This is a genomic window from Methanolinea mesophila (assembly GCF_017873855.1).
GTDB lineage: Archaea > Halobacteriota > Methanomicrobia > Methanomicrobiales > Methanospirillaceae > Methanolinea_B > Methanolinea_B mesophila.
This window is the reverse complement of the sequence record NZ_JAGGKR010000002.1, coordinates 146,728-170,884: the sequence shown is the minus strand read 5'-3', so window position 1 is coordinate 170,884 and position 24,157 is coordinate 146,728. Positions and strand designations below refer to the sequence as shown.

At 59.8% G+C, this 24,157-nt stretch carries 28 protein-coding genes; 18 read left to right on the top strand and 10 right to left on the bottom strand.

Features of this window, described 5'->3' with window-relative positions; translation table 11 throughout:
* Window positions 1-29: 29 nt before the first annotated feature.
* Window positions 30-1,508 carry an argininosuccinate lyase gene (argH, locus tag J2741_RS12285; RefSeq protein WP_209676379.1) on the bottom strand — a complete coding sequence of 493 codons (1,479 nt, stop codon included), beginning with the start codon at window positions 1,506-1,508 and terminating at the stop codon, window positions 30-32.
* 41 nt (window positions 1,509-1,549) lie between these two features.
* Window positions 1,550-2,083 (bottom strand): helix-turn-helix domain-containing protein, encoded by a 534-nt coding sequence (locus J2741_RS12280; RefSeq protein ID WP_209676001.1) that lies wholly within the window; start codon window positions 2,081-2,083, stop codon window positions 1,550-1,552.
* Between the two features lie 197 nt (window positions 2,084-2,280).
* On the opposite strand from J2741_RS12280, the gene J2741_RS12275 reads away from it, so the two are divergent.
* The 13 genes from J2741_RS12275 to J2741_RS12215 all read left to right on the top strand — a co-directional run bounded on the left by J2741_RS12275 (window position 2,281) and on the right by J2741_RS12215 (window position 13,038).
* Entirely contained in the window at window positions 2,281-3,489 is a 1,209-nt protein-coding gene (locus J2741_RS12275; protein WP_209675999.1) for an ABC transporter substrate-binding protein, read from the top strand.
* Window positions 3,486-4,247, top strand: a complete 762-nt coding sequence (locus J2741_RS12270; RefSeq protein WP_209675997.1) for an ABC transporter permease — start codon at window positions 3,486-3,488, stop codon at window positions 4,245-4,247. The genes J2741_RS12275 and J2741_RS12270 overlap by 4 nt, the downstream gene beginning before the upstream one ends.
* Window positions 4,248-4,260: 13 nt before the next feature.
* On the top strand, window positions 4,261-5,019 hold the full coding sequence (locus J2741_RS12265; protein ID WP_209675995.1) for an ABC transporter ATP-binding protein: 759 nt from the start codon (window positions 4,261-4,263) through the stop codon (window positions 5,017-5,019).
* A 72-nt stretch (window positions 5,020-5,091) separates the two neighbouring features.
* Window positions 5,092-5,637 carry a 50S ribosomal protein L16 gene (locus tag J2741_RS12260; RefSeq protein ID WP_209675994.1) on the top strand — a complete coding sequence of 182 codons (546 nt, stop codon included), beginning with the start codon at window positions 5,092-5,094 and terminating at the stop codon, window positions 5,635-5,637.
* 92 nt (window positions 5,638-5,729) lie between these two features.
* On the top strand, window positions 5,730-6,566 hold the full coding sequence (locus tag J2741_RS12255) for a fumarate hydratase (RefSeq protein ID WP_209675992.1): 837 nt from the start codon (window positions 5,730-5,732) through the stop codon (window positions 6,564-6,566).
* On the top strand, window positions 6,563-7,111 hold the full coding sequence (locus J2741_RS12250) for a FumA C-terminus/TtdB family hydratase beta subunit (RefSeq protein WP_209675990.1): 549 nt from the start codon (window positions 6,563-6,565) through the stop codon (window positions 7,109-7,111). Before J2741_RS12255 ends, J2741_RS12250 begins: the two co-directional genes overlap by 4 nt.
* A gap of 12 nt (window positions 7,112-7,123) precedes the next feature.
* Complete coding sequence (locus J2741_RS12245; RefSeq protein ID WP_209675988.1) at window positions 7,124-7,396, top strand: 4Fe-4S dicluster domain-containing protein; 273 nt, start codon at window positions 7,124-7,126, stop codon at window positions 7,394-7,396.
* On the top strand, window positions 7,393-8,493 hold the full coding sequence (locus J2741_RS12240; protein WP_245249800.1) for a 2-oxoacid:acceptor oxidoreductase subunit alpha: 1,101 nt from the start codon (window positions 7,393-7,395) through the stop codon (window positions 8,491-8,493). The genes J2741_RS12245 and J2741_RS12240 overlap by 4 nt, the downstream gene beginning before the upstream one ends.
* A complete protein-coding gene (locus J2741_RS12235) occupies window positions 8,490-9,278 on the top strand; it encodes a thiamine pyrophosphate-dependent enzyme (protein ID WP_209675986.1) in 789 nt (262 codons plus the stop codon). The genes J2741_RS12240 and J2741_RS12235 overlap by 4 nt, the downstream gene beginning before the upstream one ends.
* Window positions 9,275-9,808, top strand: a complete 534-nt coding sequence (locus tag J2741_RS12230; protein ID WP_209675984.1) for a 2-oxoacid:ferredoxin oxidoreductase subunit gamma — start codon at window positions 9,275-9,277, stop codon at window positions 9,806-9,808. Before J2741_RS12235 ends, J2741_RS12230 begins: the two co-directional genes overlap by 4 nt.
* A gap of 2 nt (window positions 9,809-9,810) precedes the next feature.
* On the top strand, window positions 9,811-10,896 hold the full coding sequence (locus tag J2741_RS12225; RefSeq protein ID WP_209675982.1) for a succinate--CoA ligase subunit beta: 1,086 nt from the start codon (window positions 9,811-9,813) through the stop codon (window positions 10,894-10,896).
* On the top strand, window positions 10,893-11,759 hold the full coding sequence (gene sucD, locus J2741_RS12220) for a succinate--CoA ligase subunit alpha (protein WP_209675980.1): 867 nt from the start codon (window positions 10,893-10,895) through the stop codon (window positions 11,757-11,759). Before J2741_RS12225 ends, sucD begins: the two co-directional genes overlap by 4 nt.
* Window positions 11,760-12,177: 418 nt before the next feature.
* Window positions 12,178-13,038: a zinc ribbon domain-containing protein gene (locus J2741_RS12215; RefSeq protein ID WP_209675978.1), complete on the top strand. Its 861-nt coding sequence runs from the start codon at window positions 12,178-12,180 to the stop codon at window positions 13,036-13,038.
* A gap of 247 nt (window positions 13,039-13,285) precedes the next feature.
* Here J2741_RS12215 and J2741_RS12210 read toward each other — a convergent pair whose 3' ends face one another.
* Window positions 13,286-14,461, bottom strand: a complete 1,176-nt coding sequence (locus J2741_RS12210) for a methyltransferase (protein ID WP_209675976.1) — start codon at window positions 14,459-14,461, stop codon at window positions 13,286-13,288.
* A 214-nt stretch (window positions 14,462-14,675) separates the two neighbouring features.
* Here J2741_RS12210 and J2741_RS12205 point away from each other — a divergent pair, with 214 nt between their 5' ends.
* The 4 genes from J2741_RS12205 to hisB are packed head-to-tail and all read left to right on the top strand — an operon-like array spanning window position 14,676 to window position 18,077.
* A complete protein-coding gene (locus tag J2741_RS12205; RefSeq protein WP_209675974.1) occupies window positions 14,676-15,878 on the top strand; it encodes a methionine adenosyltransferase in 1,203 nt (400 codons plus the stop codon).
* 4 nt (window positions 15,879-15,882) lie between these two features.
* A complete protein-coding gene (gene hisG, locus J2741_RS12200; RefSeq protein ID WP_209675972.1) occupies window positions 15,883-16,785 on the top strand; it encodes an ATP phosphoribosyltransferase in 903 nt (300 codons plus the stop codon).
* A gap of 1 nt (window position 16,786) precedes the next feature.
* Window positions 16,787-17,506: a 1-(5-phosphoribosyl)-5-[(5-phosphoribosylamino)methylideneamino]imidazole-4-carboxamide isomerase gene (hisA, locus tag J2741_RS12195; RefSeq protein ID WP_209675962.1), complete on the top strand. Its 720-nt coding sequence runs from the start codon at window positions 16,787-16,789 to the stop codon at window positions 17,504-17,506.
* Window positions 17,493-18,077: an imidazoleglycerol-phosphate dehydratase HisB gene (gene hisB, locus J2741_RS12190; RefSeq protein ID WP_209675960.1), complete on the top strand. Its 585-nt coding sequence runs from the start codon at window positions 17,493-17,495 to the stop codon at window positions 18,075-18,077. The genes hisA and hisB overlap by 14 nt, the downstream gene beginning before the upstream one ends.
* 21 nt (window positions 18,078-18,098) lie before the next feature.
* Here hisB and J2741_RS12185 read toward each other — a convergent pair whose 3' ends face one another.
* The 4 genes from J2741_RS12185 to J2741_RS12170 all read right to left on the bottom strand — a co-directional run bounded on the left by J2741_RS12185 (window position 18,099) and on the right by J2741_RS12170 (window position 20,930).
* On the bottom strand, window positions 18,099-18,509 hold the full coding sequence (locus tag J2741_RS12185) for a HEAT repeat domain-containing protein (protein ID WP_209675958.1): 411 nt from the start codon (window positions 18,507-18,509) through the stop codon (window positions 18,099-18,101).
* A gap of 264 nt (window positions 18,510-18,773) precedes the next feature.
* Complete coding sequence (locus tag J2741_RS12180) at window positions 18,774-18,980, bottom strand: histone family protein (RefSeq protein WP_209675956.1); 207 nt, start codon at window positions 18,978-18,980, stop codon at window positions 18,774-18,776.
* A 193-nt stretch (window positions 18,981-19,173) separates the two neighbouring features.
* A complete protein-coding gene (gene mtxX / locus J2741_RS12175; protein ID WP_209675953.1) occupies window positions 19,174-19,929 on the bottom strand; it encodes a methanogenesis marker protein Mmp4/MtxX in 756 nt (251 codons plus the stop codon).
* On the bottom strand, window positions 19,917-20,930 hold the full coding sequence (locus J2741_RS12170; protein ID WP_209675951.1) for a methanogenesis marker 2 protein: 1,014 nt from the start codon (window positions 20,928-20,930) through the stop codon (window positions 19,917-19,919). Before J2741_RS12170 ends, mtxX begins: the two co-directional genes overlap by 13 nt.
* A 73-nt stretch (window positions 20,931-21,003) precedes the next feature.
* Between J2741_RS12170 and J2741_RS12165 the strand changes: the two genes are divergently transcribed.
* Window positions 21,004-22,455, top strand: a complete 1,452-nt coding sequence (locus J2741_RS12165; RefSeq protein ID WP_209675949.1) for a replication factor C large subunit — start codon at window positions 21,004-21,006, stop codon at window positions 22,453-22,455.
* A 174-nt stretch (window positions 22,456-22,629) separates the two neighbouring features.
* Here the strand turns inward: J2741_RS12165 and J2741_RS12160 are convergent, their stop codons facing one another.
* From J2741_RS12160 to J2741_RS12150, 3 genes are all read right to left on the bottom strand, one after another.
* Window positions 22,630-23,046 carry a UPF0146 family protein gene (locus J2741_RS12160; protein WP_209675947.1) on the bottom strand — a complete coding sequence of 139 codons (417 nt, stop codon included), beginning with the start codon at window positions 23,044-23,046 and terminating at the stop codon, window positions 22,630-22,632.
* A 99-nt stretch (window positions 23,047-23,145) separates the two neighbouring features.
* Window positions 23,146-23,682, bottom strand: coding sequence for an archaemetzincin family Zn-dependent metalloprotease (locus tag J2741_RS12155; RefSeq protein WP_209675945.1), 537 nt, complete (start codon window positions 23,680-23,682; stop codon window positions 23,146-23,148).
* 135 nt (window positions 23,683-23,817) lie between these two features.
* The gene (locus J2741_RS12150) at window positions 23,818-24,057 is read right to left on the bottom strand and encodes a type II toxin-antitoxin system MqsA family antitoxin (RefSeq protein ID WP_209675943.1); all 240 of its coding nucleotides are present in this window, start codon (window positions 24,055-24,057) and stop codon (window positions 23,818-23,820) included.
* Window positions 24,058-24,157 lie beyond the last annotated feature (100 nt).

Here is a 24,157-nt window from a genome sequence, read left to right as displayed (position 1 = left end):
CACCCGGTCGCCGGAGGAGAACTCCCCGGTCACTGGACCAGCCCCCTGGCGTCCCGGATTAGCCGGGACAGGGCGCCGGATACGGCCGCCATCCGCTCATCGAGGGAGTCCTGGTCCTTTTGCAGGTGCTCCTTCCGCTCCTGGCAGGCCACTTTTACCGAGAGTTCAGCCGGCCCCCCTCTCGCCTTACGGAGTGCGACGCTCTGCCGCACGTCGAGGGCGTCGCGGACCTTCTCCGCGGTGAGCCCCCGGGAAGAGAGGTCGGTCCCGGTGACCTCCTTCGCCGCTTCATCAAGGGTTGGCAGGTCGAGGGTTCCGTTCTGCACCGCCCGGCCCACGATGGTGTGTGCGGTCCGGAAGGGGAGCCCGTAGTCACGGACCAGCATGTCCGCAAGATCCGTGGCGGTGGAGTTCCCCTTCCCCGCCTCCGCCTCCATCCGGTCGGGGTGGAACCTGGCGGTGGCGAGCATATCAACAAGAAGGCGGGAACTGTGCTTGGCATCCCACACCCCCCGCCAGAGGCTGGGGGTCAGTTCCTGGAGGTCGCGGTTGTAACTCATGGGCAGCCCCTTGGTCGTGGCGCATGCCGCGGTGAACGACCCCAGCAGGGACGCCGCCTTGGCCCTCATGATCTCCGCGGTATCGGGGTTTTTCTTCTGGGGCATGATCGAACTCGTGGAGCAGAAGGCGTCGTCAAGGGTGACGAACCCGATGAATCCCGACGACCAGAGGATAAGGTCGTCGCAGAGCCTGCTCGCGGTGGCCATCATAATGGTCAGGTCGGCGAGCACTTCGAGAGCGAAATCGCGGGATGCAACCGCGTCCATGGTGTTCTCCACCAGGCCCGAAAACCCGAGCATCCCGGCGGTGAGTTCCCGGTTGATCGGGTAGGTGGTGGAGGCGAACGCCGCCGCACCGAGCGGCGAACGGTTCACACGGTCATAAGCCTCCCATAACCGGTCGAAATCCCTGGCGAACGCCTGTTCGTAGGCGAGCATCCAGTGGGCAAGAGTGGTAGGCTGGGCATGCTGGAAATGGGTGAAACCGGGCATCACCGTCCCGTGGTGCTCTTCCGCCAGGGTCAGCAGCACCTCCCGGAGCCTGACCAGGGCCGTGAGCTGTTTAAGAATATCCTCCCGCAGGCGGAGTCGCATGCACGTAACGACCTCATCGTTCCTCGACCTGCCGATGTGCAGCCGGCCGCCGACCTCCTCTCCCACCGCGGCGATGAGTGTGGACTCTATTCCTGCGTGAATATCCTCGTACCGGTCGTCGAACGCCGCCTCCGGGACTCCTTCGTCATAAATCTGAAGGAGCGCCGAGAGCAGCCCCCGGGCATGTTCGTCGCCCAGGATCTTCTGTTTATTGAGCATCATCACGTGCGCGATATCCACGAGGATATCGGCATCGGCGATGCAGCGGTCCGCTTTCATGGACGAGAGAAAGTGCATCATATCACCGGCCCGCTCTCCCGTCAGACGGCCGCGCCTCACCACGTCTCCCTGCATTATCAATCGATCCTCCTGTACAACAAAGGGAGCGGATCGGATTAAAGCCACGCCTTACGGGCGGCGAGCTCGATCGCCCGCTGCACGGACTCGCGGGGAATGATCGTGGCAACCGGGATATGCACCAGCTGCTCGATGATGCTCGAGACGATGGGGGCGCACACGATGGCGATCGCTCCTTCCCGCTCTGCACGGACCGCGGCGACGATCGCGTCTTCCATGGTGTGCACGGGGTACTCACGCACCTTCATCCGGTGCCCGTCGATGTCTGCGACCCGCTCCTGGACCGTGTCGAGTACCGGACGGGCGGCGATGAGGCCGATGAATTCCCCCTCGCCTGCCTGGTAGTAGTGACGGAGTGCATGAACGATCGACCGGAGGGTGGAGAGATTCGGGGACCGCTTTCCGTGGAGGATCTTGTAGAGCGAGCTCTGCGCGATGCCACTCGAATCGGCGAGCTCACGTACGCTGATACGAAGCTCCCGCTTCATGATCTCGTGCAGGACCTGGACAAAGTCCTGGTCTGACAGGAGCGCTGCCCTCATCAGCCGGTCGACAGGGTCAAGTTGCACCATTTTTAGGTACAATCCAGATAATTTAGTGAAGTTATAATACTTTTGTCATCATTGAACTGCTCATTGTCAATAAATTGGACAATAATACCCAAAAATTTTATAATTGTAACAAAAATGTTAAAAAATTATTACAATATAACACCCTATTGCGTCTTTTTGAGGGATTTTATATAGGATGGGTCTGAAACTAATACCTCATGAAGAAGGCGATACTTCTCGCTATTGTCGGAATCGTGATTGCAGCGATGCTCGCCGCCGGGTGCACACAGGCACCTGCGACCGGCTCGAATGCAACGGTAATGATCCTCTACACCAACCCGGGGCAGATGCCCCAGCTGCTCGCGACGGACCAGATCGACGGGTACATGTCCTGGCAGCCGTTCGTCGCGGTCGGCGAGGTCACCGGTCTCGCAAAGGTCGTCTCATACTCCCAGGACCTGCCGCCGCCGGAGATCTGGGCGGACCACTCCTGCGACAGCCTTGTCGGCAGGGATGCGGTAGTGCAGGGTAACCCCGAGCTGACCGACGCGCTCTCCGCGGCACTGATCGCTGCGACCAACTATACCAGGGACAATCCCGATCGCGCCGCAGAGATCTCCGCGGACTGGATCTTCGGCGGGGCGAACCTCACCTTCGGGAACGTCACCGTAAGTTCGGTCGACGTGGAGAAGGCGTCCATCCCCACCATCCGGTTCACCAACGACCCCTCGCCCCAGTGGCTGGAGTCAAACATCCTGTTCATCGACGCCCTGAAGAACATCGGCTACATCACCGGGACCCTCTCGAACACCACCCCCGATGAGACCACGGCGCTGCTCTACGACTTCAGGCCGCTGGAAGAGGCCCAGGGGATGCTCGCGGCCGGGACGATTCCCGTTCCCGAAGGCCCGTCCCAGAAAATCTCTATCGGGTACCTCCTCTCCGACCACGACGCCCCGCTCTTCGTCGCCGTGAAAGAGTGGCAGTATTTCAACGATACCTACGGTGTTGCGCTCAAACCGGTCGGCGATTCCACCGGCAGGGTGCAGAATGCGGAACTCCTCGTCGAAGGGAAGAAAGTGGCCGATGTGCAGCTCGTCCAGGGAGACGGCGGAGCACAGCTGATGACCCTCATGGCGTCCAACTCCATCGACTTCGCCATTGCCGGAACCCCGCCCACCATATCGTCCATTGACAAAGGAACGCCTATAAAGATCCTCTTCCCAGTACATACAGAAGGTTCGGGCCTGGTCGTCACCTCGGACGCACCGGTGACCGGCTGGGAGAGTTTCATCGCCTGGATCAAAGAGAAGTCCAGTGCGACCAACCCGGTCAAGATCGCGGTGGCACCCAAGGGCTCGATCCAGGACGTGCAGTTGAAATACGCACTGGAGCAGAGCGGTGTCACGGTGATAGAGGCTAAATGAGATTCTATATAAAACTAATTTCTCCCATTATTTTCGTAGTAGTCTGGGAAATCCTGGCGATCCTGATAAATAACGCGTTTATTCTCCCCCGGGTGGGGTCTATCCTCGAGGTCCTTGTCCATCCCTTCGTCGATATCCAGGGCAGCGGGAGCCTGGCGGAGAACGCCCTGATAAGCCTTGGGCGCGTAACAACAGGCTTTCTCCTTGGCGCCATCGTGGCGATCCCGATAGGGGTGATGATGGGCAGGTTTTCCATGCTCGACCAGGTGGTGGACCCGCTCATTCAGCTCCTCCGCCCGATCCCGCCGATCGCGTGGATCCCGCTCGCCCTCGCCTGGTTTAAGATCGGGTTCGCCTCGATCGTGTTCATCATCTTCATCGGGGCCCTTTTCCCCATCCTGCTCAACACCATCGACGGGGTGAAGCGGGTGAACCGTACCTGGATTGAGGCATCCACCATGTTCGGGGCCACCGAGCTGCAGACGCTCGGCAAGGTCATCCTCCCGGCATCCATGCCCACCATCTGGACCGGGCTCCGGGTAGGGTTCGGGATCGCGTGGATGTCGGTCGTCGCTGCAGAGATGCTCCCCGGGACCTCGTCGGGCCTGGGCTACCTCATCATCAACTCGTATAACTTCGGGCAGCTTCAGGTTACCGTCGCCGGGATGGTGGTGATCGGCCTGATCGGGTTGTTCGTGGACACACTGCTCAGAAATGTCGAGAAGAAACGCTTTGCCTGGCAGGGGCAGGAGCGATGAGGAGGACACCGCGATGAGGCTCTCGATAGAACACCTGGGAAGGACATTTGTCTCAGCCTCCGGCGAGACGGTCGAGGCGCTTTCGGATATCAACCTGGAGATCGTCGACAAGGAGTTCGTCTGCCTGCTCGGCCCGAGCGGGTGCGGGAAGACCACCCTGCTCCGCATCATCGGCGGCCTTGACCAGGCGACCTCGGGCACCGCCCTCCTCGACGGGCAGCCCATTACCGGGCCCGACCCGAGGACTGCCATGATCTTCCAGGAATACTCGCTGTACCCCTGGAGGACCGTGCTGGACAACGTCACCTTCGGGCTTGAGATCCGGGGGGTTGAAAAGGAGAAGAGGAGCGCGCTCGCACACACGTACCTGGAGATGGTGGGGCTTTCCGGCTTTGCGCGGAGTTACCCCTACGAGCTCTCAGGGGGGATGCGCCAGCGGGTGGCGGTCGCACGGGCCCTCGCGGTCGAACCCGAGGTGCTCCTCATGGACGAGCCTTTCGGGGCCCTGGACGCCCAGACCCGGAACAAGATGCAGAAGGAGCTCCTGGAGATCTGGGAGAAGACCAAAAAGACCATTATCTTCGTGACCCACAGCGTGGACGAGGCGGTGTACATGTCCGACCGGATCGTGGTGCTCACCCGGAGGCCGGGGACCGTCCGCGAGGTCATGGAGATCCCTATCCCCCGTCCCCGGGACCGGACGAGTACGGAGTTCGCCCGGATACGGCGCCATGTGCTGGATCTGATGGACGAACCGGGAAGAGACCGGTGATCCTTCCAGTAAGGTTTAATAGTCCGCATCTCCTTTTTATATAGCACGAATAGGGACCCGGAGTAACAGGAAATGGTTCGAAAACCGGCAAAAATGTACAGGAGCCTGGCCAAAAAGGCATATACCCGCAGGGAATATATGGGCGGGGTGCCAGGCAGCAAGATTGTGCAGTTCGAGATGGGGAATCTCTCCGGAGAGTTCCCCCTTGAGATCAACCTGGTGGTCACCGAGGGATGCCAGATCCGGCACACCGCCCTCGAGGCCGCCCGTATCAGCATCAACAGGAAACTGATCAAGGACGTGGGAAGGATGAACTTCCATCTGAAGCTTCGCACCTTCCCCCACCACGTGCTGCGGGAGAACAAGCAGGCAACCGGGGCTGGTGCGGACCGTGTCTCGGAAGGAATGAGGCTCGCGTTCGGCAAGGCCGTCGGGACCGCCGCACGGGTCGCACCTGACCAGCGGATCTTCACCTGCTTCACCACTCCCCAGTACCTTGAAAAGGCCAAGGACGCACTCCGCCACGGGGGCTACAAGCTCCCCTCCCCCACCTATATCACCGTCGTCGAAAAGACGGTGACCGAGGTACCGGCGGAGAAGGCCCCGGCCACCGAGTGAGCACCCCTGCTGGGTGCGTATATCTCCTTTTTTTGTCGTTCTCCTGACAAATCCGAGAAATTATTATACTTTTTCCCTCCCTATTATAAACGATGTCATCCTCTGCAGGACTCCGCGTGCGGGCCGCTGTCGCTGACGCTACCGCACATGCATTCCACGAGGCCGAGAAACGCCTCCCGAGCGACGTGGTTGCCGCGCTGAAACGGGCTGCCGCAGAGGAGACCGGCGAGATCGCCAGGGGCGAGCTGGAGAACATATTGGCCAACATCGCCCGTGCCGAGGAACTTGAAGTTCCCATCTGCCAGGATACCGGGGTGCCGGTCGTCTATATCAGCCTCCCCCCCGGAGTCCCGCTCTCGGACGAACTCTACGAAGGGGTGGCGGAGGGGGTCCGCAGGGCGACGGAGGAAGTCCCGCTCCGCCCGAATGTCGTCGATCCGCTCACGCGGGAGAATACGGGAGACAACACCGGGCCCGGGATGCCTGCCATCCACGTCTCTCCCGGCGAACGGTTCACCGTTACCGTGCTCCCCAAGGGAGCGGGGGCGGAGAATATGTCCCGCATCGTCATGCTGCTCCCCTCCCAGAAAGAGCAGATACCCCGGTTCGTGGCCGAGACCATGCTCGTCGCGGGCGGAAAGCCCTGCCCGCCGGTGGTCCTCGGCGTAGGTATCGGGGGGACCTTCGACGGTGCCGCCGCGCTCGCCAAGGAGGCCCTGCTCGAGCCGATAGACTGCATGACACCGTTCGAACAGGAACTCTGCGACGCGGTGAACAGGCTGGGCATCGGCCCCATGGGGCTTGGCGGGAGGAACACCGCCCTCGCGGTGAAGGTGAAGATGGCGGGGTGCCACACTGCGTCTCTCCCCGTAGCAGTGAACGTGCAGTGCTGGGCCTGCCGCAGGGCCACCGTGGAGGTCAGGCGGTGACGCCGGTACGGCTCGCCACTCCCCTGGGAGACGAGATCTCCGACCTGTACGCAGGGGACCGGGTCCTCCTCTCAGGGAGAGTCTACACCGCGAGGGACGAGGCCCATCTCAGGATGATGGAGGAGGGGATCCCCTTCGACCCCTGCGGGGCGGTCGTCTACCACTGCGGTCCCGTGATCCAGGGAGACCGGATCGTCGCCGCCGGGCCCACCACTTCGGCGAGGATGAACGCCCTCACCGGGTTCCTCCTCGACCGCGGGGTTAAAGGCCTGATCGGAAAAGGCGGCATGGGAAAGGGCGTAGTGGAACAACTTAAGGGCAGGGGCGTATATTTCGCGTTCACGGGGGGATGTGCCGCACTCGCGTCCTCCTGCATGCGGCTCGAGGGGGTCTATTACTCTGATCTCGGTATGGCCGAGGCGATCTGGGAGATCTCGCTCACCGACCTGCCCCTGGTGGTGGGGATCGACACTCACGGGAACGACCTCTTCGGGAAGGTGGAAGAGTCCGCCCGGGAGTCATTCGACAGGGAATTTTCACGATAAGGGAATCGGATCATGAAACTGGTAATCGATGAACGCAGGTGCAAGGGATGCAACCTCTGCACCCTGGTGTGCCCCTACAAGATCTTCAAGCCCGGGAAGAAACCGAACGAGCGGGGAGTATACACCCCCGAACTCGACCGGCCGGAGCGATGCGCCAACTGCCGGCTCCAGAAGCTCTATGGCAGGAAGCTCTGCGGGATGTGCCAGATGATCTGTCCCGACCAGGCGATCCGCTGGGAAGAGGAGAAACCGGAGGAGAAGAAGAAGGTGGTGATCGAGTTTTGACCAGGATTGAGTTCATGCAGGGGAACACGGCCTGTGCCGAGGGTGCACTCGCCGCGGGATGCCGGTTCTTCGGGGGTTATCCCATCACTCCCTCCACCGAGGTCGCCGAGCATATGGCGATTAAGCTCCCCAAGCTCGGAGGGGTGTTCATCCAGATGGAAGACGAGATCGCCAGCATGGCGTCCATCATCGGCGCTTCGTGGACCGGGGCCCGTGCCATGACCGCCACGAGCGGGCCGGGATTCTCCCTGATGATGGAGAATATCGGGTTTGCGGTGATGACCGAGACCCCCTGCGTGGTGGTCAATATCCAGCGGGGCGGGCCGAGTACCGGCCAGCCCACTATGTCGGGGCAGGGAGACATGATGCAGTGCAGGTTCGGCTCGCACGGCGACTACAGCGTCATCGCGCTCTGCCCTGCGAGCGTCCAGGAGATGTTCGAGCTCACCGTCAAGGCCTTCAACCTCGCCGACCGTTACAGGGTCCCCGTCTTTCTGATGGGGGACGAGATCGTGGGGCACATGAGGGAACGGATCGAGATCCCTGACCAGGTGGAGCGGTGGGAGCGGAGGCCCCTGGCACCGGGAGAGCTCCCCTTTAAGGCGGGACCCGGCCTTGTTCCCGGATTTCCCCAGTTTGGGAAGGGGTTCGGGGTGCACGTAACCGGGCTCACCCACGACGAACGGGGATACCCCTGCGCCACCAGCCCGAGCGTCCACGAGGAGCTGGTGATGAGGCTGGTCGCGAAGGTGGAGACGGCCCGGGACGAGATCGCGGACTACGAAGTGGTAAACCCCGACGCCGGGCAGGTCTTCGTTACCTACGGGTCTCCCGCGAGAACCGTCCAGCAGGTTATCCACGACCGGAAAGAAAGCGATGTCGGCCATCTCAGGCTTAAGGTCGTCTGGCCGTTCCCCGAATCGGCCCTCAAAAAATTCCGGAACGCACGCCGTTTCCTGGTACCCGAGCAGAATATGGGTCAGATAGCGCGGGAGATCGAACGGCACACGGACTGCGAGGTCGTTCCAATCCCGAAACTTGGAGGTGCGCTCCACACCCCGGAGGAACTGGAATCGTACCTGGAGGCAGGCCGATGAGCTACGAGGACTGGTTCCGGGAGGACCGTCTCCCTCACATCTACTGCGTGGGATGCGGGAACGGGACGGTCATCAACTGCACCCTCTCCGCCGTAGACCAGATAGGCTGGAAGAGGGAAGATACCGTGTTCGTCTCCGGGATCGGGTGCTCGTCACGTGCACCGGGATATATCCTCACCGATTCGCTCCACACCACCCACGGGAGGGCGCTTGCATTCGCCACCGGGGTCAGGATGGCCAACAAGGACCTTCACGTGGTGGTCTTCACCGGCGACGGAGACCTGGCGGCAATAGGTGGGAACCATTTCATCCACGCATGCCGGAGAAACATCGATATCACCGTGGTCTGCATGAACAACCAGATATACGGGATGACCGGGGGGCAGGGAAGCCCCACTACGCCGTCGGGGGCGATCTCCACCACCACGCCTTACGGGTCTTCCGAACCTCCCTTCGACCTGTGCGAGCTGGCCATGGCTGCCGGGGCGAACTACGTGTCCCGCTGGACCTCCTACCACGTGAAGGAGCTCACCAGGGCGGTGCTCGCCGGGCTGGAGACTCCCGGGCTCTCGTTCATCGAGGCCCTGGTCCAGTGCCCGACGAATTACGGGAGGCGGAACAAGTTCCGGCAGGTGATGGACCAGGTCGAGTACATGCGGACCCACGCGATGCTCCTCCAGAAGGCGCACCGCCTCGAAGAACAGGGAGAGCCGGTCCCGGCGGACACGATCCTTGTGGGAGAGTTCGCCCGGAGGAACCGGCCGGCCCTGGGGGTGCGCCCATGAGGCACGAGATACGGTTTTCTGGATTCGGGGGACAGGGAATCATCCTCTCCGCCGTCATTCTTGGGAGGGCCGCGGTGATGTACGACCAGAAATTCGCGGTCCAGACGCAGGTCTACGGGCCCGAGGCACGGGGCGGGGCGTCAATGAGCCAGGTGATCATCGATGACACGCCCATCCTCTATCCCAAGGTCACCACCCCGGACATCTTCGTCATCATGTCGCAGGAGGGCTTCCTGAAATACGGCGCCCTGGCGACCGAGGACGCGGTCATGGTCCTCGACTCGAGCCTGGTGCAGTCCCGTCCGAAGTGTCGGTACGTGGAGATCCCCGCGACACGGGAGGCCAAGGAGAAGCTCGGCAGGGACATCGTGGCGAACATCATCATGCTCGGGGCGCTGGTCGAAGTGACGAAGGTGGTGGGAGAGACCGCCATCGAGAAAGCGATCCTCGACTCGGTGCCGAAAGGGACCGAGTCGCTCAACCTCAAGGCGATGCGCCTGGGGTTCGATCTTGCAAAAGGGGCTGAATAGCAATGAAATTTCTGGAATACGAGGCAAAGAGGATTTTTTCGGAGTACGGCATCCCGGTCCCGAAGAACGTGCTGATACGCTCCCCGGAGGAACTGGCCGGGAAGATGGAATCGCTCGGACCGGGCTTCGTGCTCAAGGCACAGGTAGACGTGGGCGGCCGGGGCAAGGCCGGCGGAATTCTGATGGCGGACCAGGCGAACGGTATCGCGACGGCGAAAGAGCTCTTCGGGAAGACCATCAAGGGTCTCCCGGTCCGCGAGATCCTCGCAGAGGAGCGTCTTCCCATCCAGCAGGAGTACTACCTCTCCGTCGCGGTCGACCGGTCGACGAAAGAGGCACTCGTCCTTTTCGCCGACGCGGGAGGAGTGGACATCGAGTCCCTGGCAAAGAACAGCCCGGATGCGGTGAGGAGGGTCTCGATCCCCCTGCTCATGCACGACCTTCCCCCGTTCATGATCCGGGACCTCCTCGGGAAGGCCCCGAAGGAGATCGGTCCGGTTATAAATATGCTTTACCGGGTGTTCTCTGAAAAAGACGCCATTCTTGCCGAGATCAACCCCCTGGTCACCACCCCGTCCGGGGTGTTCGCCGCGGACGCCAAACTGATCGTTGATGACAATGCCCTGGGGAGACAGGGGATAACTGCCAACCGGGACCTCTCCGAGCGGGAGCGGGAGGCGGAACAGCACGGGTTTTCTTATGTGGAACTCGGCGGTTCGATAGGCGTCATCGGAAACGGTGCGGGGCTCACCATGGCGACCCTGGACCTTATCGAGTTCTACGGGGGCCAGGCGGCGAACTTCCTCGACGTGGGCGGCGGTGCCGAGCAGGAGAGGGTAATGCGGGCCGTAAAACTGGTCGCAGGCGTCCCGACGGTGAAGGTGATCGTGGTGAACCTCCTCGGGGGGATCACCCGGTGCGACGAGGTCGCGAGAGGGATCATCCAGGCAGACGTGAAACAGCCCGTCATCGTGAGGCTCGCAGGAACGAACGAGCAGGAAGGCAGGAGGCTGCTCGACGGAAAGGGATACAGGATGCTCGACACCATGGACCAGGTCGTCAAGGCGGCCGTGGAGGCGGTGAAATGATCTACGGAGACAAAAAGACCGGGGTGATTGTCACCGGCGCCACCGGCAAGCAGGGAGCATTCCACATTCCCCTGATGAATGAGTATGCCCGCTCGGTGGGAGGAAGGGGTATTGTCGCCGGAGTAACTCCGGGGAAGGGAGGAAAGGAGGTCGACGGCGTCCCGGTGTATAACAGCATCAGGGAGGCACTCCGCGAGCACGATGCAACCGCGAGCGTCCTGTTCGTACCCGCAGGAGGGGCCATGGATTCCATCATGGAAGCGGCGAACGCGGGACTCGAACTGGTGGTGGCAATCACCGAGCACATCCCGGTCCACGACACCATGAAGGCCATCTCCTTCGCCACCCTGAACGGGTGTGCGGTGATCGGGCCGAACTGCCCCGGCCTCCTCTCCCCCGGAGAGGTCAAGATGGGCATCATGCCCTCGGGGCTCTTCTCCCGGGGGAACATCGGGGTAATTTCCCGGAGCGGGACACTCACCTACGAGATCGTCGACGAGCTCACCCGTGCCGGGCTCGGCCAGAGCACGGTGGTGGGCATCGGGGGAGACCCGGTGATCGGCCAGACCTTCGTGGACGTGCTGGAACGGTTCGAGCAGGACCCCATGACCAAGGCGGTCGTCATCGTCGGCGAGGTGGGTGGAAACCTCGAGGAAGAGGGGGCCGCGTCAACGGACCTCCCCATCGCGGCCTATATCGCGGGGGTTTCCGCCCCGCCGGAGAAACGCATGGGTCATGCAGGAGCAATTATCGAGGGCGGCGAAGGCGATGCCCGATCGAAGATCGAGCGCCTGAAGAAGAGAGGCGTCCCGGTCGCAACCCGGCCCTCGGAGATCCCGAGGCTGATCAAGGAATTGATCTGAAGAATTCCTCCCTTTTTTGTGTCCGCCAGGAAAGGAGCTCCCGGGCCGCTGCCCCCCTCTGCGGCGCCTGCACAGGATATTCCGTGGAAATGACTGGATTGTTGAGGACGAGACCGCCTCGAATCGTTACAGATCCCCTGCCGGGGCACCCTCCGGGGGTTAAGGCACCCTGTCCTCCATCAAACGTCTTCCTGAAAAGTGAATCCCGGCAAGGGAGGTTTAGTCTGACGGAGGGAAACTTGTTCGCCCCTGATGTGGAAAGGGCAGGGGGAGTGGGATTTTAAAAAATCCGGTGCCCGGATACCGGTCCATCCGGAACCCCGACCCGGCACACCTCCCGGTTAAATTCCCGAACCCGGCCAACCTGGAAACAATATAAACAGTGCCGGAGAAATTGTAACATACTAAGGACGGTATTATGAACGGATCCGAACACCGCACCGGAGACCCTGATCCGGAAGAAGAACTGACCGGCCCGGAACGCTATCTCCAGCCAGGAGAGGAACTCCTGATCTGGACCCCCGATATCCAGATAAAAAAATTCAGGTTTGAGGCGTACCTTACCGATCGACGACTTTTTCTCGTAGATCAGAGCGACGCCAAACCCGGGGTTACCGCAAAGGAGATCCCTGTGGATTCGATAATCGACGGGTACCTGGAGATCTCACCCGCCCGCGAACCGGTCCTCGTGCTCTCCATTCGTACATCGGATGACGATGTCCGGACCATGAAGATGACTTTCGTGCACACGGGAGAGGACCGGAACACGCAGGTCGAGGAGTGGGTCCACCTTATCCAGCATCATCCGCAGACGGGGACGACCGGCGGACCAAAATCCGCGGCACCGGCCACCGCACCGGAAGCGCGAAGTCTCTCGGAGACCATCATCGTGTCGCCGATCTGGACCCCGCCCGCACAGCCCAGGGATGAGCCTGCTGCTCCGCAGCGGGAGCCTGAAAGGAATGCCCCGCCAGAACCCCCGGTCCGGCAGACCCCATCCCCGGTCCCGCCTGCAGCACCACGAAACTACCAGGCTCCCTCCCCGCCGAGCCAGACGCAGATCCTCTTCTGCCACCACTGCGGAAAGCGAATCCCCCCGAATGCGAACTTCTGTCCGTACTGCGGAACCAGGATGCTCCATACAGGGCAGAATAACATACAATCCGCCCCTGCACCGAAAACTCAGGATCCCACCCCCGCGGCTCCCGTAAAATCCCCCCCGCCTGCCCCGGAGCCGGAAAAGACGCAGCAGAAGAAGAAAGGATTCTTCAGGCGGTAATAATCCCCCTGTTGTTTTTCCCGGTTTCACCCGGTGTGCCGACAGGAATTCGGATTTGGGGAGGGTCAGTTAACTGAATTTTTTACCATTCTCCAATTGAATTATTGAATTCCAGCCCCTGTAATAATGAAGTCCCTTTCATAGTTCATCGAATTCCGGATCGCAATTTGTGTGAATTCCTGCCCGTGAATTAATTCGCGGATGACCTGTCAGGTCTCGGTAAATGTAAAAGAACGATACGCTCGCCTCACACTTTCTGCGCGATTATCAGGGTGACGGTCGCGTGCGGGTGATAATCGTCGCGGACCTTCTGCTCGGAGATTATGTCCAGCCCGTGCGAGGCGAGTGCGTCGCGGTATTCCGGGGTAAGGAACGGCTGTTCCTTGGTAAAAGTTCCTTTTCCCTTCGGGCGGTTGCCTATGGTCCAGAGCTGCCACTCGAGGGCGGAATACGCGTCCCGGTGTCCTTCATCGTCCGACTGGACGTTCACGAAGTAGCCGCCCTCGTTCAGTGCGGAGCGAATCTTGTCCAAAATCCCGATGCTCTTCCCGCTGGGGTTTGAAGAAGAAAATATCAGGTCGTACCCCTCCCCGATTTCATCCTTGAAGAAGTCTCCCGATACCGTCCTTACACGTGCGGCATGGTAACACCGGATATATTCATCCGCGAGCGGGGTTACCCCGGGAAGGTCGAAAATTATCGCTTCAAGGAAGGGATTTTCACGTGCGAGGGCAATTGCGTAGAGCCCGTGCCCGCCCCCGAGATCGATCATCTTCCGAAAGGAAGAGAACCCGGGAAGGGCCGCTATTGCACGGACCGTCCTTTGCAGCCTCCCGGTGAGCGAATTCTCCGCCATCGAGGGGAGGATGAGCCGGTCGTAGAAATCTTCCCTCATGTAGGAGACCGGACCGTCGCGAAGGATCCCGGGCAGGCCCTCCCAGAGGTCTTCTACCATCCGGGAGGTCTTCTCCAGGTAGCTTATCTGGGAGTACGGCGAACCTTCGAAGAGATAGGTCGATGCAAGAGGGGAATTCTGATAAAGGCCCTCTTCTTCCCGGAGAAGGCCTAATGTACTCAGCACTGCGCAGTAGGGGACCAGGAATTCTTCGCGGATGCCCGTGGCACGGGAAAGATCGGGAAGAGCCCGGGGCTGCTCCAGTTCGCGGAACACTCCGGTTTCTATGCCGGCCCTGATCGCGGATATGATCATTACCCCGTGCATCCCGGTGTCGACCAGTGAGAAGAACGGCCCCGGAGGGATCGGCGGTTCATTCCAGAGTTCGTCTCCCGGCACCCGGTCCCCACGCGAAGCGGCGCTGTCGGCGGGCGAAGAGTCTTCTCTCCGGGACTGTCTGCCTTGTCTCATAAGAATCGTGAATGCGAGGTTCTCCCCTCCGGGCATAAAAAGTGCGGTCCGTTTCATTCCGGGATACAACAAGATCCGCCATGAGACCGTTCCGTGATATAATATTTGCGTATTTTTTTCTGCCCCGGAATGCCCTGCATCCATGACCTGACTTCATCGCGAATCGCTTCCCACGATATTCGGTATCCGGTAGCGGACAACCTGAAAGGAATAATTAAGTCAGTTACATGCTGATTTATTATAATCAACCATCCATACATCGAGGTATCTCATGAAGAGGAACATCAAAATAGAGGCGCTTTCCCAGGTACCGCTCGAGCAGCAGGAGATAGAGCTGGTAGAGCGGAAGTGTATCGGGCATCCTGACAGTCTTGCGGACGGGGTGGCCGAGTCGATCAGCCGGGCCCTTTCGATGGCCTACCTGGAAGAATTCGGCGCGATTCTCCACCACAATACCGATCAGGGGGAGATCGTGGCCGGCGAATCCATGCCCCATTACGGCGGCGGAAAAGTTACCAGGCCCATCTACATGCTCCTCGACGGCAGGGCGACCAAGCAGTTCGACGGGGTGAATATCCCTACCGATTCCATCGCGCTGGAAGCCGCCCGGCACTACCTGAAAAAGACCCTGACCAACCTGAACCTCGACCGGGACATCATCATCGACTGCCGGCTGGGCACGGGTTCCACGGATCTCCGCGATGTATTCAAGCCCTGCCAGGACAGCATCCCCCGGGCAAACGATACTTCGTTCGGCGTAGGTCACGCTCCGTTCTCGGAGGTCGAGAGCATCACTCTCGCGCTCTCGGACTACATCGACGACGTGCTTCGGCCCCGCCACCCGGCCATAGGGCAGGACATCAAGATCATGGGCCTCCGTGACGGCGATACTATCACCCTCACCGTGGCCTGTGCCATGGTGGACCGTTACCTCTCCGGACTAGCCCAGTACTGCGAGACCAAGGACCTGCTCAAGGAAGAAGCCGAACAGATCGCCAGGAAGTTCACCAACCGGAAGGTAGTCGTCGACGTGAACACCGCAGACGATATCGATACCGGGAGCGTCTTCCTCACGGTGACCGGGACCTCTGCCGAGATGGGCGACGACGGGTCCGTGGGCAGGGGCAACCGGTGCAACGGGCTTATCACCCCCAACCGGCCCATGAGCATGGAGGCCACCAGCGGGAAGAACCCGATCAACCATATCGGGAAGATCTACAATATCCTCTCCACCCAGCTCGCCCAGGAGTGCGTGAAGAAGGTCGAAGGGATCGACGAGATCTATATCCGCCTCCTCTCTCAGATCGGAAAACCGATCGACCGGCCGCTCGTGGCGAGCGTCCAGGTACTGCCGAGCCCCGACGTCGAGCTCCGCCGTATTCAGGGCGACATCGATGCCATCATCGATGAAGGGCTCGCGAACGTGACCTGCATCACGGAAAAGATCATCATGGGTGAGGTACGCACCTTCTGATCGTATGACCGTTCCCGAACAATCCACGCCGGACCGGAGCAATTCACCCGTAGTCAGGCTTGCCGTTCCCAACAAGGGGAGGATCGCAGTCCCCATCATGGAGCTGATGGAGAAGAGCGGGCTCCACCTCCTGGACTCGGGCGAGCGGAGGCTCATCTCCCGCACCCCCGATCCCCATATCGAGGTGCTCTTCGCCCGGCCGATCGATATCCCCGAGTACGTGGCGAACGGTGCCGCAGACCTGGGCATCACCGGGAGGGACATGGTCCGGGAGAGGGGCTCCGACGTCGAGGAACTGCTCGACCTCCAGATGGGGTCTGCGAGGCTCGTGCTCGCAGTCTCGGAGGATTCCCGTTATTCCTCCCCGGAGGATCTCGCGGGAGCGCGGGTCGCCACCGAGTTCCCCGCGATCACCCGGGAATATTTCAGGACACTCGGGGTCAGGGTCACCATCGTTCCGGTGGGAGGCGCCTGCGAAGCCACCCCGTACCTGGGGATCTCGGACGCGATCGTCGACCTGGTGAGTTCAGGGACCACGCTCCGCCAGAATCACCTGGTACCGATCGCAGAGGTTCTTGCGAGCACCACGGTTCTCATCGCCAATAAAGCGGCACGTGCAGAGAAGCGGGAGAAGATCGACGAGATCGTCCTCGCCTTCGAGAGCGTGCTCAGGGCCGGCGGACAATGCTATCTCATGATGAACGTCCACCGCTCCTGCCTCGAAGAAGTCAAGTCCGTGCTCCCCGGCCTCTCTGGACCGACTGTGATGGAAGTGGCCTCGAAGGAGGACCTGGTGGCAGTACATGCGGTGGTGAGCGAAGAACGGGTGTACCGGCTGATCAGCCAGCTGAAACGGGCCGGGGCCCGGGACATCCTGGTGATGTCCATCCAGCGCATGATCCGGTAACATGAGAGTTTTTCCTGCGGTTGACGTGCTCGACGGGCAATGTGTCCAGCTCGTCCAGGGTAAGCGGGAGACCAGGACGGTGTTCGGGACACCCCTCGAATGCGCCGTCAGGTGGCTCGGCGAGGGAGCGGATGCCCTCCACGTGGTCAACCTTGACGGGGCGTTCGGCCATGCAGGGAAGAATGCGGCACTCATCCGCGACCTTATCCGCGAGCTCGGGGTGGAGATCCAGCTGGGAGGCGGGATCCGGACCTCCGGGGATGCGGGGTCATGGCTCGATATCGGGGTGGAGCGGGTCATCCTCGGTACGGCGGCGACCAGGGACCCCGATATCCTTACCCTGCTCTCCGATACCTACGGGAAGCACAGGATCATGGCCGGTGTCGACGCAAAGGGAGGCGAGATCGCCATCGAGGGCTGGGAGAAGAGCGGAGGCAACTACCTCGCCTGGGCCACGGTATTCGAGGAGAAGGGTGCGGGTTCCCTGCTCTATACCAACGTCGACGTGGAAGGACTTCAGCAGGGGGTCCTCCTGGATCCCGTTGAGATGCTTATCCGGCATACCGGCCTGCCGGTGACCGTTGCAGGGGGCGTATCCTCTCCAGGAGACGTCAAAGGATTAAAAAGGGCTGGCGCATATGGTGTAGTACTGGGTTCTGCACTTTATAGCGGGAAAATAAGGCTGCATGACGCCCTGGAGGCTTCTAATGAGAACAGCTGATATCACGCGAAAGACCAGGGAGACCAATATTACCGTACACCTCGATCTCGACGGAACGGGGGAATGCGACATCAATACCGGTATCCCGTTCCTCGACCACATGCTCCACTCCATGGGCCGGCACGGGCGGATCGACCTCTCGGTGCAGGCAGTCGGCGACCTGAAGGTCGACGCCCACCACACAGTGGAGGATACCGGGATCGTTATAGGTGACACAATACGCGAGGCGATAGGCGAGGGAAGAGGCATACGGAGGTTTGCCCACGCCATCGTGCCGATGGACGAGTCCCTGGCCACGGTGGCGATGGACTGCAGCGGCAGGGGATGCCTTGTGTATGAAGGCTCATTCTATAACCTTGCAGTAGGGGGTATCGAAGCCGACCTCTTCGAACATTTCTTCTACAGTCTCTGTACCAGGGCAGGGATCAACGTTCACCTCCTCTTCCACGGAAAGAACGATCATCACCAGTGCGAGGCCGCGTTCAAGGCGTTCGGTATCGCACTCGGCGAGGCTACGAGGATCACGGGTTCCGAAAAAGACATTCCCAGCACAAAAGGGACTCTTCGATGAAAGGTGACTGTGTCCTGATGGTCACAGGCGGTCAGGCCCTGCCATACAGGATACATCCGCTCCCGATTCTTTCTTCAGGATGCGGGCAAGCGCTTCACGCGCTGCAACTCTGACGAAACAATTTTCGTCCGTACTAGCCTGGAAAAGGGAGTTGCATGCCTTTATATCTCCCAATTTTCCCAGCGCAACTACCGCAGCGAGCCTGATATCCCTGTCCCCGTCCTGGAGCAGTGCTGCCAGATGACCACAGCAGCAGGGATCAGCAATCTCGCCCAGTGCCTTTACTGCTTCGATTCTCACCCTTTTGTCCTCCTCCCGGAGCGCAAGGGTGAGATATTCTATTGCAGGATGGCCAATACTGGCCAGATCCTGTATAGAATGAACTATGTCAGGCCTGGTTTTTTCTCTCTGCACCGACACCTGTCCGGTCATCAACCCCCCCCATGCCCTCTAAATAGGGCAATATACGATATTTTGTAGAGATTAAAATTAATGCGCCATTCGCTTATGCCTTGCATATGTATATATAGTACTTTCCCAGGATGTCCGCCCGGATATCCACGGGAACACAGGACAGAATAATAGGGTTAGCAGCAGGGAGAAACTACGCTACGGGAATGATCCCGGAATAGAGATGTGATGCCACCTTGATTGTTTCCCTGTTGCTGCTTTCGGAATTTGGATAGGAAGGAGGTTTTATGCGGACTTTGCCGCAAGCTCTACATCTTCTTCCTTGATCGTCTTACGCCCGGCGTGAAGTGCGAGCCTGTTTGCTTCCTTGGTAAGGTTCGCGATGTAATCTTCAGCCTTCGCAACGAGTGCCGCGGCAGCGTCGCTGCCGACTCTCTCAGCACCATTCTTCTTGGCAATTCGCACAACTGCAGCAATAGGTAAATCTGCCATTAATTTTACCTCAAATCAAAAGTGTATCAGGAAATATTTAAACGTTTCGTGATTCCCGTCCAGAACATGCCCAAATGACGTAAACAGAACATCTTCTTTCACTTCAGCCCGGGAGTAACAATGTTTATATAACAATTATAAAATAATCCAAAGAATTCGTTAATTTTTAAAAATATTTAATATACGAGCTAATTTATGACTTTAACATGGATTCTGCGAGCCGTATCGCATTTGCATAATCTGGGGAGGCGCGCGAGGTATCCACGAATATTTTATCGATATTTAACACCGGTGCGCCATGTCCTTGACCGGATCCAAGAAAGGTGAGTGTACGGAAGATCAAATTTCCCGAGATCCCGTCGGGAGCGATGATGACCCCGGCTTCATGGATGGCCTCCTCAATGAGGATCTCGAAATGCGTCTCCCCGGTCAGCCGTGCAACCAGTTCCGCATCGGCAAGCGTCCGGTCAACCTGAGGATGGCGTCCCACGTCTCCGAACCGCCCTCCGGACAGTATCGCGACCCTGGGGGACAACCCGAAATTCTCCGCCAGTCTCCGGACCTTTCCGATCATGGCCACTTTCTCCTGTACCGTCCACCCTTCGTCGACGCCGACCGGGGCAAGGAAAAAAAGATGCCCCGAGGCGGTCTCCAGAAGAGCCGCCCGTTCAAGACTCCCGACACCCGCGGCCTTCTTCAATGCCGAAAGCGTTGCATTTGCGGGAAGGCTCCCCCGGAGCGCCGCCTGGATCCTGCCGGAAAAGAGGTCGTCTACCAGGTGGTGTTCGGGATGTTCGGATTCTGACGTAACGATGTTCCCGGTCCCTTCCGGAAATGTCCCAGGCCGGCAGTAGATGACCACCCTGCTTCGGATGTCAAGAGCCCTCACGCTTGCCAGCACCTTTTCCGGCTCCTCGCCGGCCCCGATCCCGATCGTCACGGCCTGCATGATTCATCTTCGGAGGTGAGGTGCATGATGCCGTTGTGAGAGAAGTCGAAGACGCTCGAGTGTTCGTCATGATATGTGATCGCGAGCTCGCGGGTGGTATTGACCGTGCCGATGCTCCGTGCAATCATTCCCACTTTACGGAAGCGTTCGACGACTTCCTCCAGGTTGTCGTCCGTAACCGTGAGCACGAATCCCATCCCAGGGTAGATACGGACCCACTGCTCGAACGTCATGTGGTTGGCCTTGAGGTCCGGCCGGGGTATGGCATCGAGGTCGATGCATGCACCTTTGCCGCTTACCTCGAGCAGCATGCCGAGCGTCCCTATTACCCCCGGGTTGCTGATATCCTTTCCCGCGGTGACCAGGTGGGCGCGTCCCAGGTCCTCCAGGACTTTTATCTGCGCCCGGACCTGTTCCGCGGTCTTCATGGTGACGGAGTCCCAGTTGAGCAGGCACGACGGGTGGACCCTGCCGGTAAGGTCCACCGCTACCACGACGTGGTCCCCCGCCTGCGCCGTATGAGAGAAGATCACATCCTTCTTCCCCACGGTGCCCAGGATAGCCACGTCGATGACACTGTAGGGGGTGTCGGGATGGAGGTGTCCGCCCACTATGGGCACTCCGAACTGGAGCGAGGCATCATGCATCCCCGCGATCACCTTCTTCTGGATGCCCGTATCCGAGATAGAGAACACATCGACCATGGCGATCGGGCGGCCTCCCATCGCGGCGATGTCGTGGATATTGACCAGCACTGAGCAATATCCCGCCCAATAGGGGTCGGCCTCCATCAGTCTGCTCCAGATCCCGTCCGCCGCGAGCAGCAGGGCCTCGTCCCCGTGCTCGATCACGGCAGCATCCTCGCCAAAGGAGGCGATCACGCCGGGTGAATCCGTACGAATCGCTCTCACCATCTCCCCTATGGCCCGCTTTCTCTTCACCCCTTCGTACTCCCTCACTACAAGGGCGATTTTGGCGGTGGAACAGCTGTTTTCTGCCATGTGACCTCTATTCTATCTGATTACTTCAGCATCATCAGACATAATTTATTTGATACAAGGCTGAAGTGTGGATATGGACTGGGCGGAGAAATACAGGCCCCGACACCTGGACGAAGTGGTTGGGAACGGCCCGTCAATCCGCCAGATGCTCGAGTGGGCACAGAACTGGACCCGGGAAGCCAAGCCCCTGATTCTTTACGGAAAACCCGGTACGGGGAAGACCTCCAGCGCCCATGCCCTGGCGCACGACATGGGATGGGAAGTGGTGGAGCTCAACGCAAGCGACCAGAGGACCAAGGCGGTGATCGAGCGGGTGGCGGGGAGCAGCAGCAATACCGCGAGCCTGACCGGGGCGAAGCGGAAACTCATCCTGCTCGACGAGGCCGACAACCTGCAGGGGACCGCGGACCGTGGAGGGGCCCGGGCGATCATCGACGTGATCAGGGACTCCCGGCAGCCCATCATCCTCATTGCAAACGACCTCTACGGCCTAGCCTCGGAGCTCCGATCCCGTTGCGAGCCGGTGCAGTTCAGGGCGCTCCAGGCACGCTCCATCGTCCCCCGCCTGCGCTATATCTGCGCTGCAGAAAAGATCGAGTGCGACCCCGACGCATTGCGGGATATCTCCGAGGACGCGAACGGGGACATCCGGGCGGCGATCAACATGCTCTATGCCGCCGCCATCGGCAGAGAGAAGGTCGACGAGGCCGCCGTGAAGACGTCCCGGAAAGACGAGCGTTCCACCATCTTCGACCTGGTGAGCGCGGTGTTCGGGAGGCCGGAGGGAGAAGAGCTGATGAAGATCTCTTACGATGTCAACGAACCCCCTGACACCATCGAACAGTGGATCGAATCGAACGTTTTCTCTCTGGAGGACCAGAAATCGATCGCGGAGGCGTACCGCTGCCTCTCCCGGGCCGACGAGTACATCGGAAACACCTATCGGCAGCAGTATTACACCCTCTGGCGGTATGCGAGCGCGTTGATGATCCTGGGGGTATCCGCGTCATCGGGGGGGAAGGGGATCCACGCCCGGATAATGCCCCCCGACCGCTGGCGCCGGATGAGTTCCTCGCGGAAGCAGAAGGGAATCCGGCAGGAAGCGCTGGGAAAGGTCGCGGACGGGCTGCATATGTCCCAGGCGAGCCTAAAAGAGGAGTATTTCACCCTCCTGACCGCGATGATCGACCAGGAGCCGCTGCCGTTCGCCCGGGAATTCTCCTTCGACGCGGACCAGCTGAACATGTTCATCCACGACAAGGCGCGGACCCAGGCGGTCGTGAAGACCCTTGCCGCCGAGGCGAAAGAGCGGGAGAAAGAAGAGAAAGAGAGGGAGAAGGAGCGGGAGAAGAAGGAGAAGGCTGAAGAGAAGAAACGGATTGCCGCAGAAAAGAAGAAGGGGCAGATACACCCCGAGGCGGAACCGCAACCGGACGTCGCGGAACCCCCTGCAGGAGAGATTCCCGAAGAACCGGAAAAGAAGGAAAAGAAGACCCAGAAGACATTGGACGGGTTCTTCTCCTGAATGTTCAGTGATTTCACGTCCCTGTTATCGGATATTGTTGGGTAGTAATTGTTTTTTCAAAAATTTTGATTGTGTAGTTCTCTCACGGATGAGTGCCACTCATGGTAAACCCTGGATTTTTTTCCTATTGTTATTTAGCAGGATGGGAAAAAATGGACAGGATCCGTGGGTTACTCACGGACTACCCCGCGTCCCCCGGACATACCGGTGGAGTAGAACCTTCCCGGCAGGGATTATCTCCCCCCCATCCGCGTAGATCTCGAACCCGAGGTGGTAGACCAGCAGGTCTGCCCCTACCTCCTCCGCCAGGGCGATAAGGGGGCGCATCATCTCCTCGCCGGGTCTGATAGCGTATATGCAATCCTTTCCCCGGTAGAGACTCGTATCGGGCCGGGTGACATCGTCACGGACAAACCGGATTCCCGGAGGAGCGTCCTGGTCCCGGATATCGGTACAGAGGATTGTTACCCCCGCTTCCCTGATCACAAGGGCGGCTTCGAAATTGTTCCCCACCCCGACCTCGGCCACATCACGGTAACGGCCCGCGATATAGCGGCCGATCTCCTGTTCGGTCTGGCGGGGGGTTGACATGTTCACAGGTTCGCCTCCAACCGCAATGAGGTTTTAGAAGAGCTCGTCTGTGATGAATTTACTTCCATAACCGGAAATTCGATTCGCCACAGCACGTTGTTATCGGAACTTCCCCGAATTCAGTTTCTCCTCGCACAGGCTGCAAAAATGACGTCTCTTTCTGTCCAGATCCTCCAGGGTAAGCGGATTGTGCATGATGCATTCTTCCTCCAGGCAGTGATGGAGCGAAACGAGGTGACCGATCTCGTGTGCCGCTTCCTTCACCATCCGGTCGAGGAGCGCGTCGTCGTCGTGGGGAAGACCGTAATACTCGTTCTCCAGCCGGAAGGTCGAGAGGATCGCTACTCCGACGTCGGGGCGGGCGAGACCGAATACGAACTCCTGGCCTTTGCAGAAGAGGTCCCGTGAAACGACCAGCAGGACCGGTGAAGATATTCCCGACCTGTGGCGGTATATGTCAAGGCTGTCGAGGGTCTGCCCCGCGTCGACCTGCCTCCGTGCGCCGACATACCCGTTGACAGGGATAGAGTTATCCACCACCCGCACCTCCAGGCCGAGCACCCCCGAGAGTGCCCGGGTGAAGGGGAGCTGGAGGCCCTGGGGGGCACTGTGGTCCCAGAGGACGAGAATTTCCATTCACCTATTAAATCGGGTATCGGAGGGATAAAAATAGTGGAATGGTGCCGGACCAGAGGCACCGCTTATTCATCGGTTCGCGGTCACCGCCGGTCACCGGCAGGACTTCTTTTCCGGATACCGCGAACCCTGGCTTCAGCAGGTCGCCGGTCCGGGCACGTAGTGGCGGACATCAACCAGGATATCATTCTCGGGCATCTTGTCGATCGACGCGACGATATCCTGGATAATATGCGGGTCAACGTAATCTTCTCCGCAGTGCTCGCAGATCTCTGCGGGTACGTCCTTAATCACCACCATGTGCCCTTTCCGTGCAAGGGTGACGGTCGTAGCTCCCGCCCTGGTCTCCCCGTCCTGACACACGATGCACTTCATGGTGTTCACCCCGTGATCTTCTCCCCGGGTTTTTGATCCCCTTCGTACAGGGAATGCCAGTTATCATTCCCTCTTTATTATACTATGCATGGGGGTGACG

What these genes read in the sequence shown, in the direction of transcription:
- mtxX (WP_209675953.1), bottom strand. Translation starts at nt 19,929, where the DNA reads ATGCAGGCCGTGACGATCGGGATCGGGGCCGGCGAGGAGCCGGAAAAG.
- J2741_RS12170 (WP_209675951.1), bottom strand. Translation starts at nt 20,930, where the DNA reads ATGGCAGAAAACAGCTGTTCCACCGCCAAAATCGCCCTTGTAGTGAGG.
- J2741_RS12160 (WP_209675947.1), bottom strand. Translation starts at nt 23,046, where the DNA reads ATGTCAACCCCCCGCCAGACCGAACAGGAGATCGGCCGCTATATCGCG.
- J2741_RS12210 (WP_209675976.1), bottom strand. Translation starts at nt 14,461, where the DNA reads ATGAAACGGACCGCACTTTTTATGCCCGGAGGGGAGAACCTCGCATTC.
- hisA (WP_209675962.1), top strand. Translation starts at nt 16,787, where the DNA reads ATGAGAGTTTTTCCTGCGGTTGACGTGCTCGACGGGCAATGTGTCCAG.
- sucD (WP_209675980.1), top strand. Translation starts at nt 10,893, where the DNA reads ATGATCTACGGAGACAAAAAGACCGGGGTGATTGTCACCGGCGCCACC.
- hisG (WP_209675972.1), top strand. Translation starts at nt 15,883, where the DNA reads ATGACCGTTCCCGAACAATCCACGCCGGACCGGAGCAATTCACCCGTA.
- J2741_RS12265 (WP_209675995.1), top strand. Translation starts at nt 4,261, where the DNA reads ATGAGGCTCTCGATAGAACACCTGGGAAGGACATTTGTCTCAGCCTCC.
- J2741_RS12245 (WP_209675988.1), top strand. Translation starts at nt 7,124, where the DNA reads ATGAAACTGGTAATCGATGAACGCAGGTGCAAGGGATGCAACCTCTGC.
- argH (WP_209676379.1), bottom strand. Translation starts at nt 1,508, where the DNA reads ATGCAGGGAGACGTGGTGAGGCGCGGCCGTCTGACGGGAGAGCGGGCC.
- J2741_RS12205 (WP_209675974.1), top strand. Translation starts at nt 14,676, where the DNA reads ATGAAGAGGAACATCAAAATAGAGGCGCTTTCCCAGGTACCGCTCGAG.
- J2741_RS12150 (WP_209675943.1), bottom strand. Translation starts at nt 24,057, where the DNA reads ATGAAGTGCATCGTGTGTCAGGACGGGGAGACCAGGGCGGGAGCTACG.
- J2741_RS12230 (WP_209675984.1), top strand. Translation starts at nt 9,275, where the DNA reads ATGAGGCACGAGATACGGTTTTCTGGATTCGGGGGACAGGGAATCATC.
- J2741_RS12185 (WP_209675958.1), bottom strand. Translation starts at nt 18,509, where the DNA reads ATGACCGGACAGGTGTCGGTGCAGAGAGAAAAAACCAGGCCTGACATA.
- J2741_RS12255 (WP_209675992.1), top strand. Translation starts at nt 5,730, where the DNA reads ATGTCATCCTCTGCAGGACTCCGCGTGCGGGCCGCTGTCGCTGACGCT.
- J2741_RS12180 (WP_209675956.1), bottom strand. Translation starts at nt 18,980, where the DNA reads ATGGCAGATTTACCTATTGCTGCAGTTGTGCGAATTGCCAAGAAGAAT.
- J2741_RS12260 (WP_209675994.1), top strand. Translation starts at nt 5,092, where the DNA reads ATGGTTCGAAAACCGGCAAAAATGTACAGGAGCCTGGCCAAAAAGGCA.
- J2741_RS12235 (WP_209675986.1), top strand. Translation starts at nt 8,490, where the DNA reads ATGAGCTACGAGGACTGGTTCCGGGAGGACCGTCTCCCTCACATCTAC.
- J2741_RS12215 (WP_209675978.1), top strand. Translation starts at nt 12,178, where the DNA reads ATGAACGGATCCGAACACCGCACCGGAGACCCTGATCCGGAAGAAGAA.
- J2741_RS12155 (WP_209675945.1), bottom strand. Translation starts at nt 23,682, where the DNA reads ATGGAAATTCTCGTCCTCTGGGACCACAGTGCCCCCCAGGGCCTCCAG.
- J2741_RS12225 (WP_209675982.1), top strand. Translation starts at nt 9,811, where the DNA reads ATGAAATTTCTGGAATACGAGGCAAAGAGGATTTTTTCGGAGTACGGC.
- J2741_RS12270 (WP_209675997.1), top strand. Translation starts at nt 3,486, where the DNA reads ATGAGATTCTATATAAAACTAATTTCTCCCATTATTTTCGTAGTAGTC.
- J2741_RS12280 (WP_209676001.1), bottom strand. Translation starts at nt 2,083, where the DNA reads ATGGTGCAACTTGACCCTGTCGACCGGCTGATGAGGGCAGCGCTCCTG.
- J2741_RS12165 (WP_209675949.1), top strand. Translation starts at nt 21,004, where the DNA reads ATGGACTGGGCGGAGAAATACAGGCCCCGACACCTGGACGAAGTGGTT.
- J2741_RS12275 (WP_209675999.1), top strand. Translation starts at nt 2,281, where the DNA reads ATGAAGAAGGCGATACTTCTCGCTATTGTCGGAATCGTGATTGCAGCG.
- hisB (WP_209675960.1), top strand. Translation starts at nt 17,493, where the DNA reads ATGAGAACAGCTGATATCACGCGAAAGACCAGGGAGACCAATATTACC.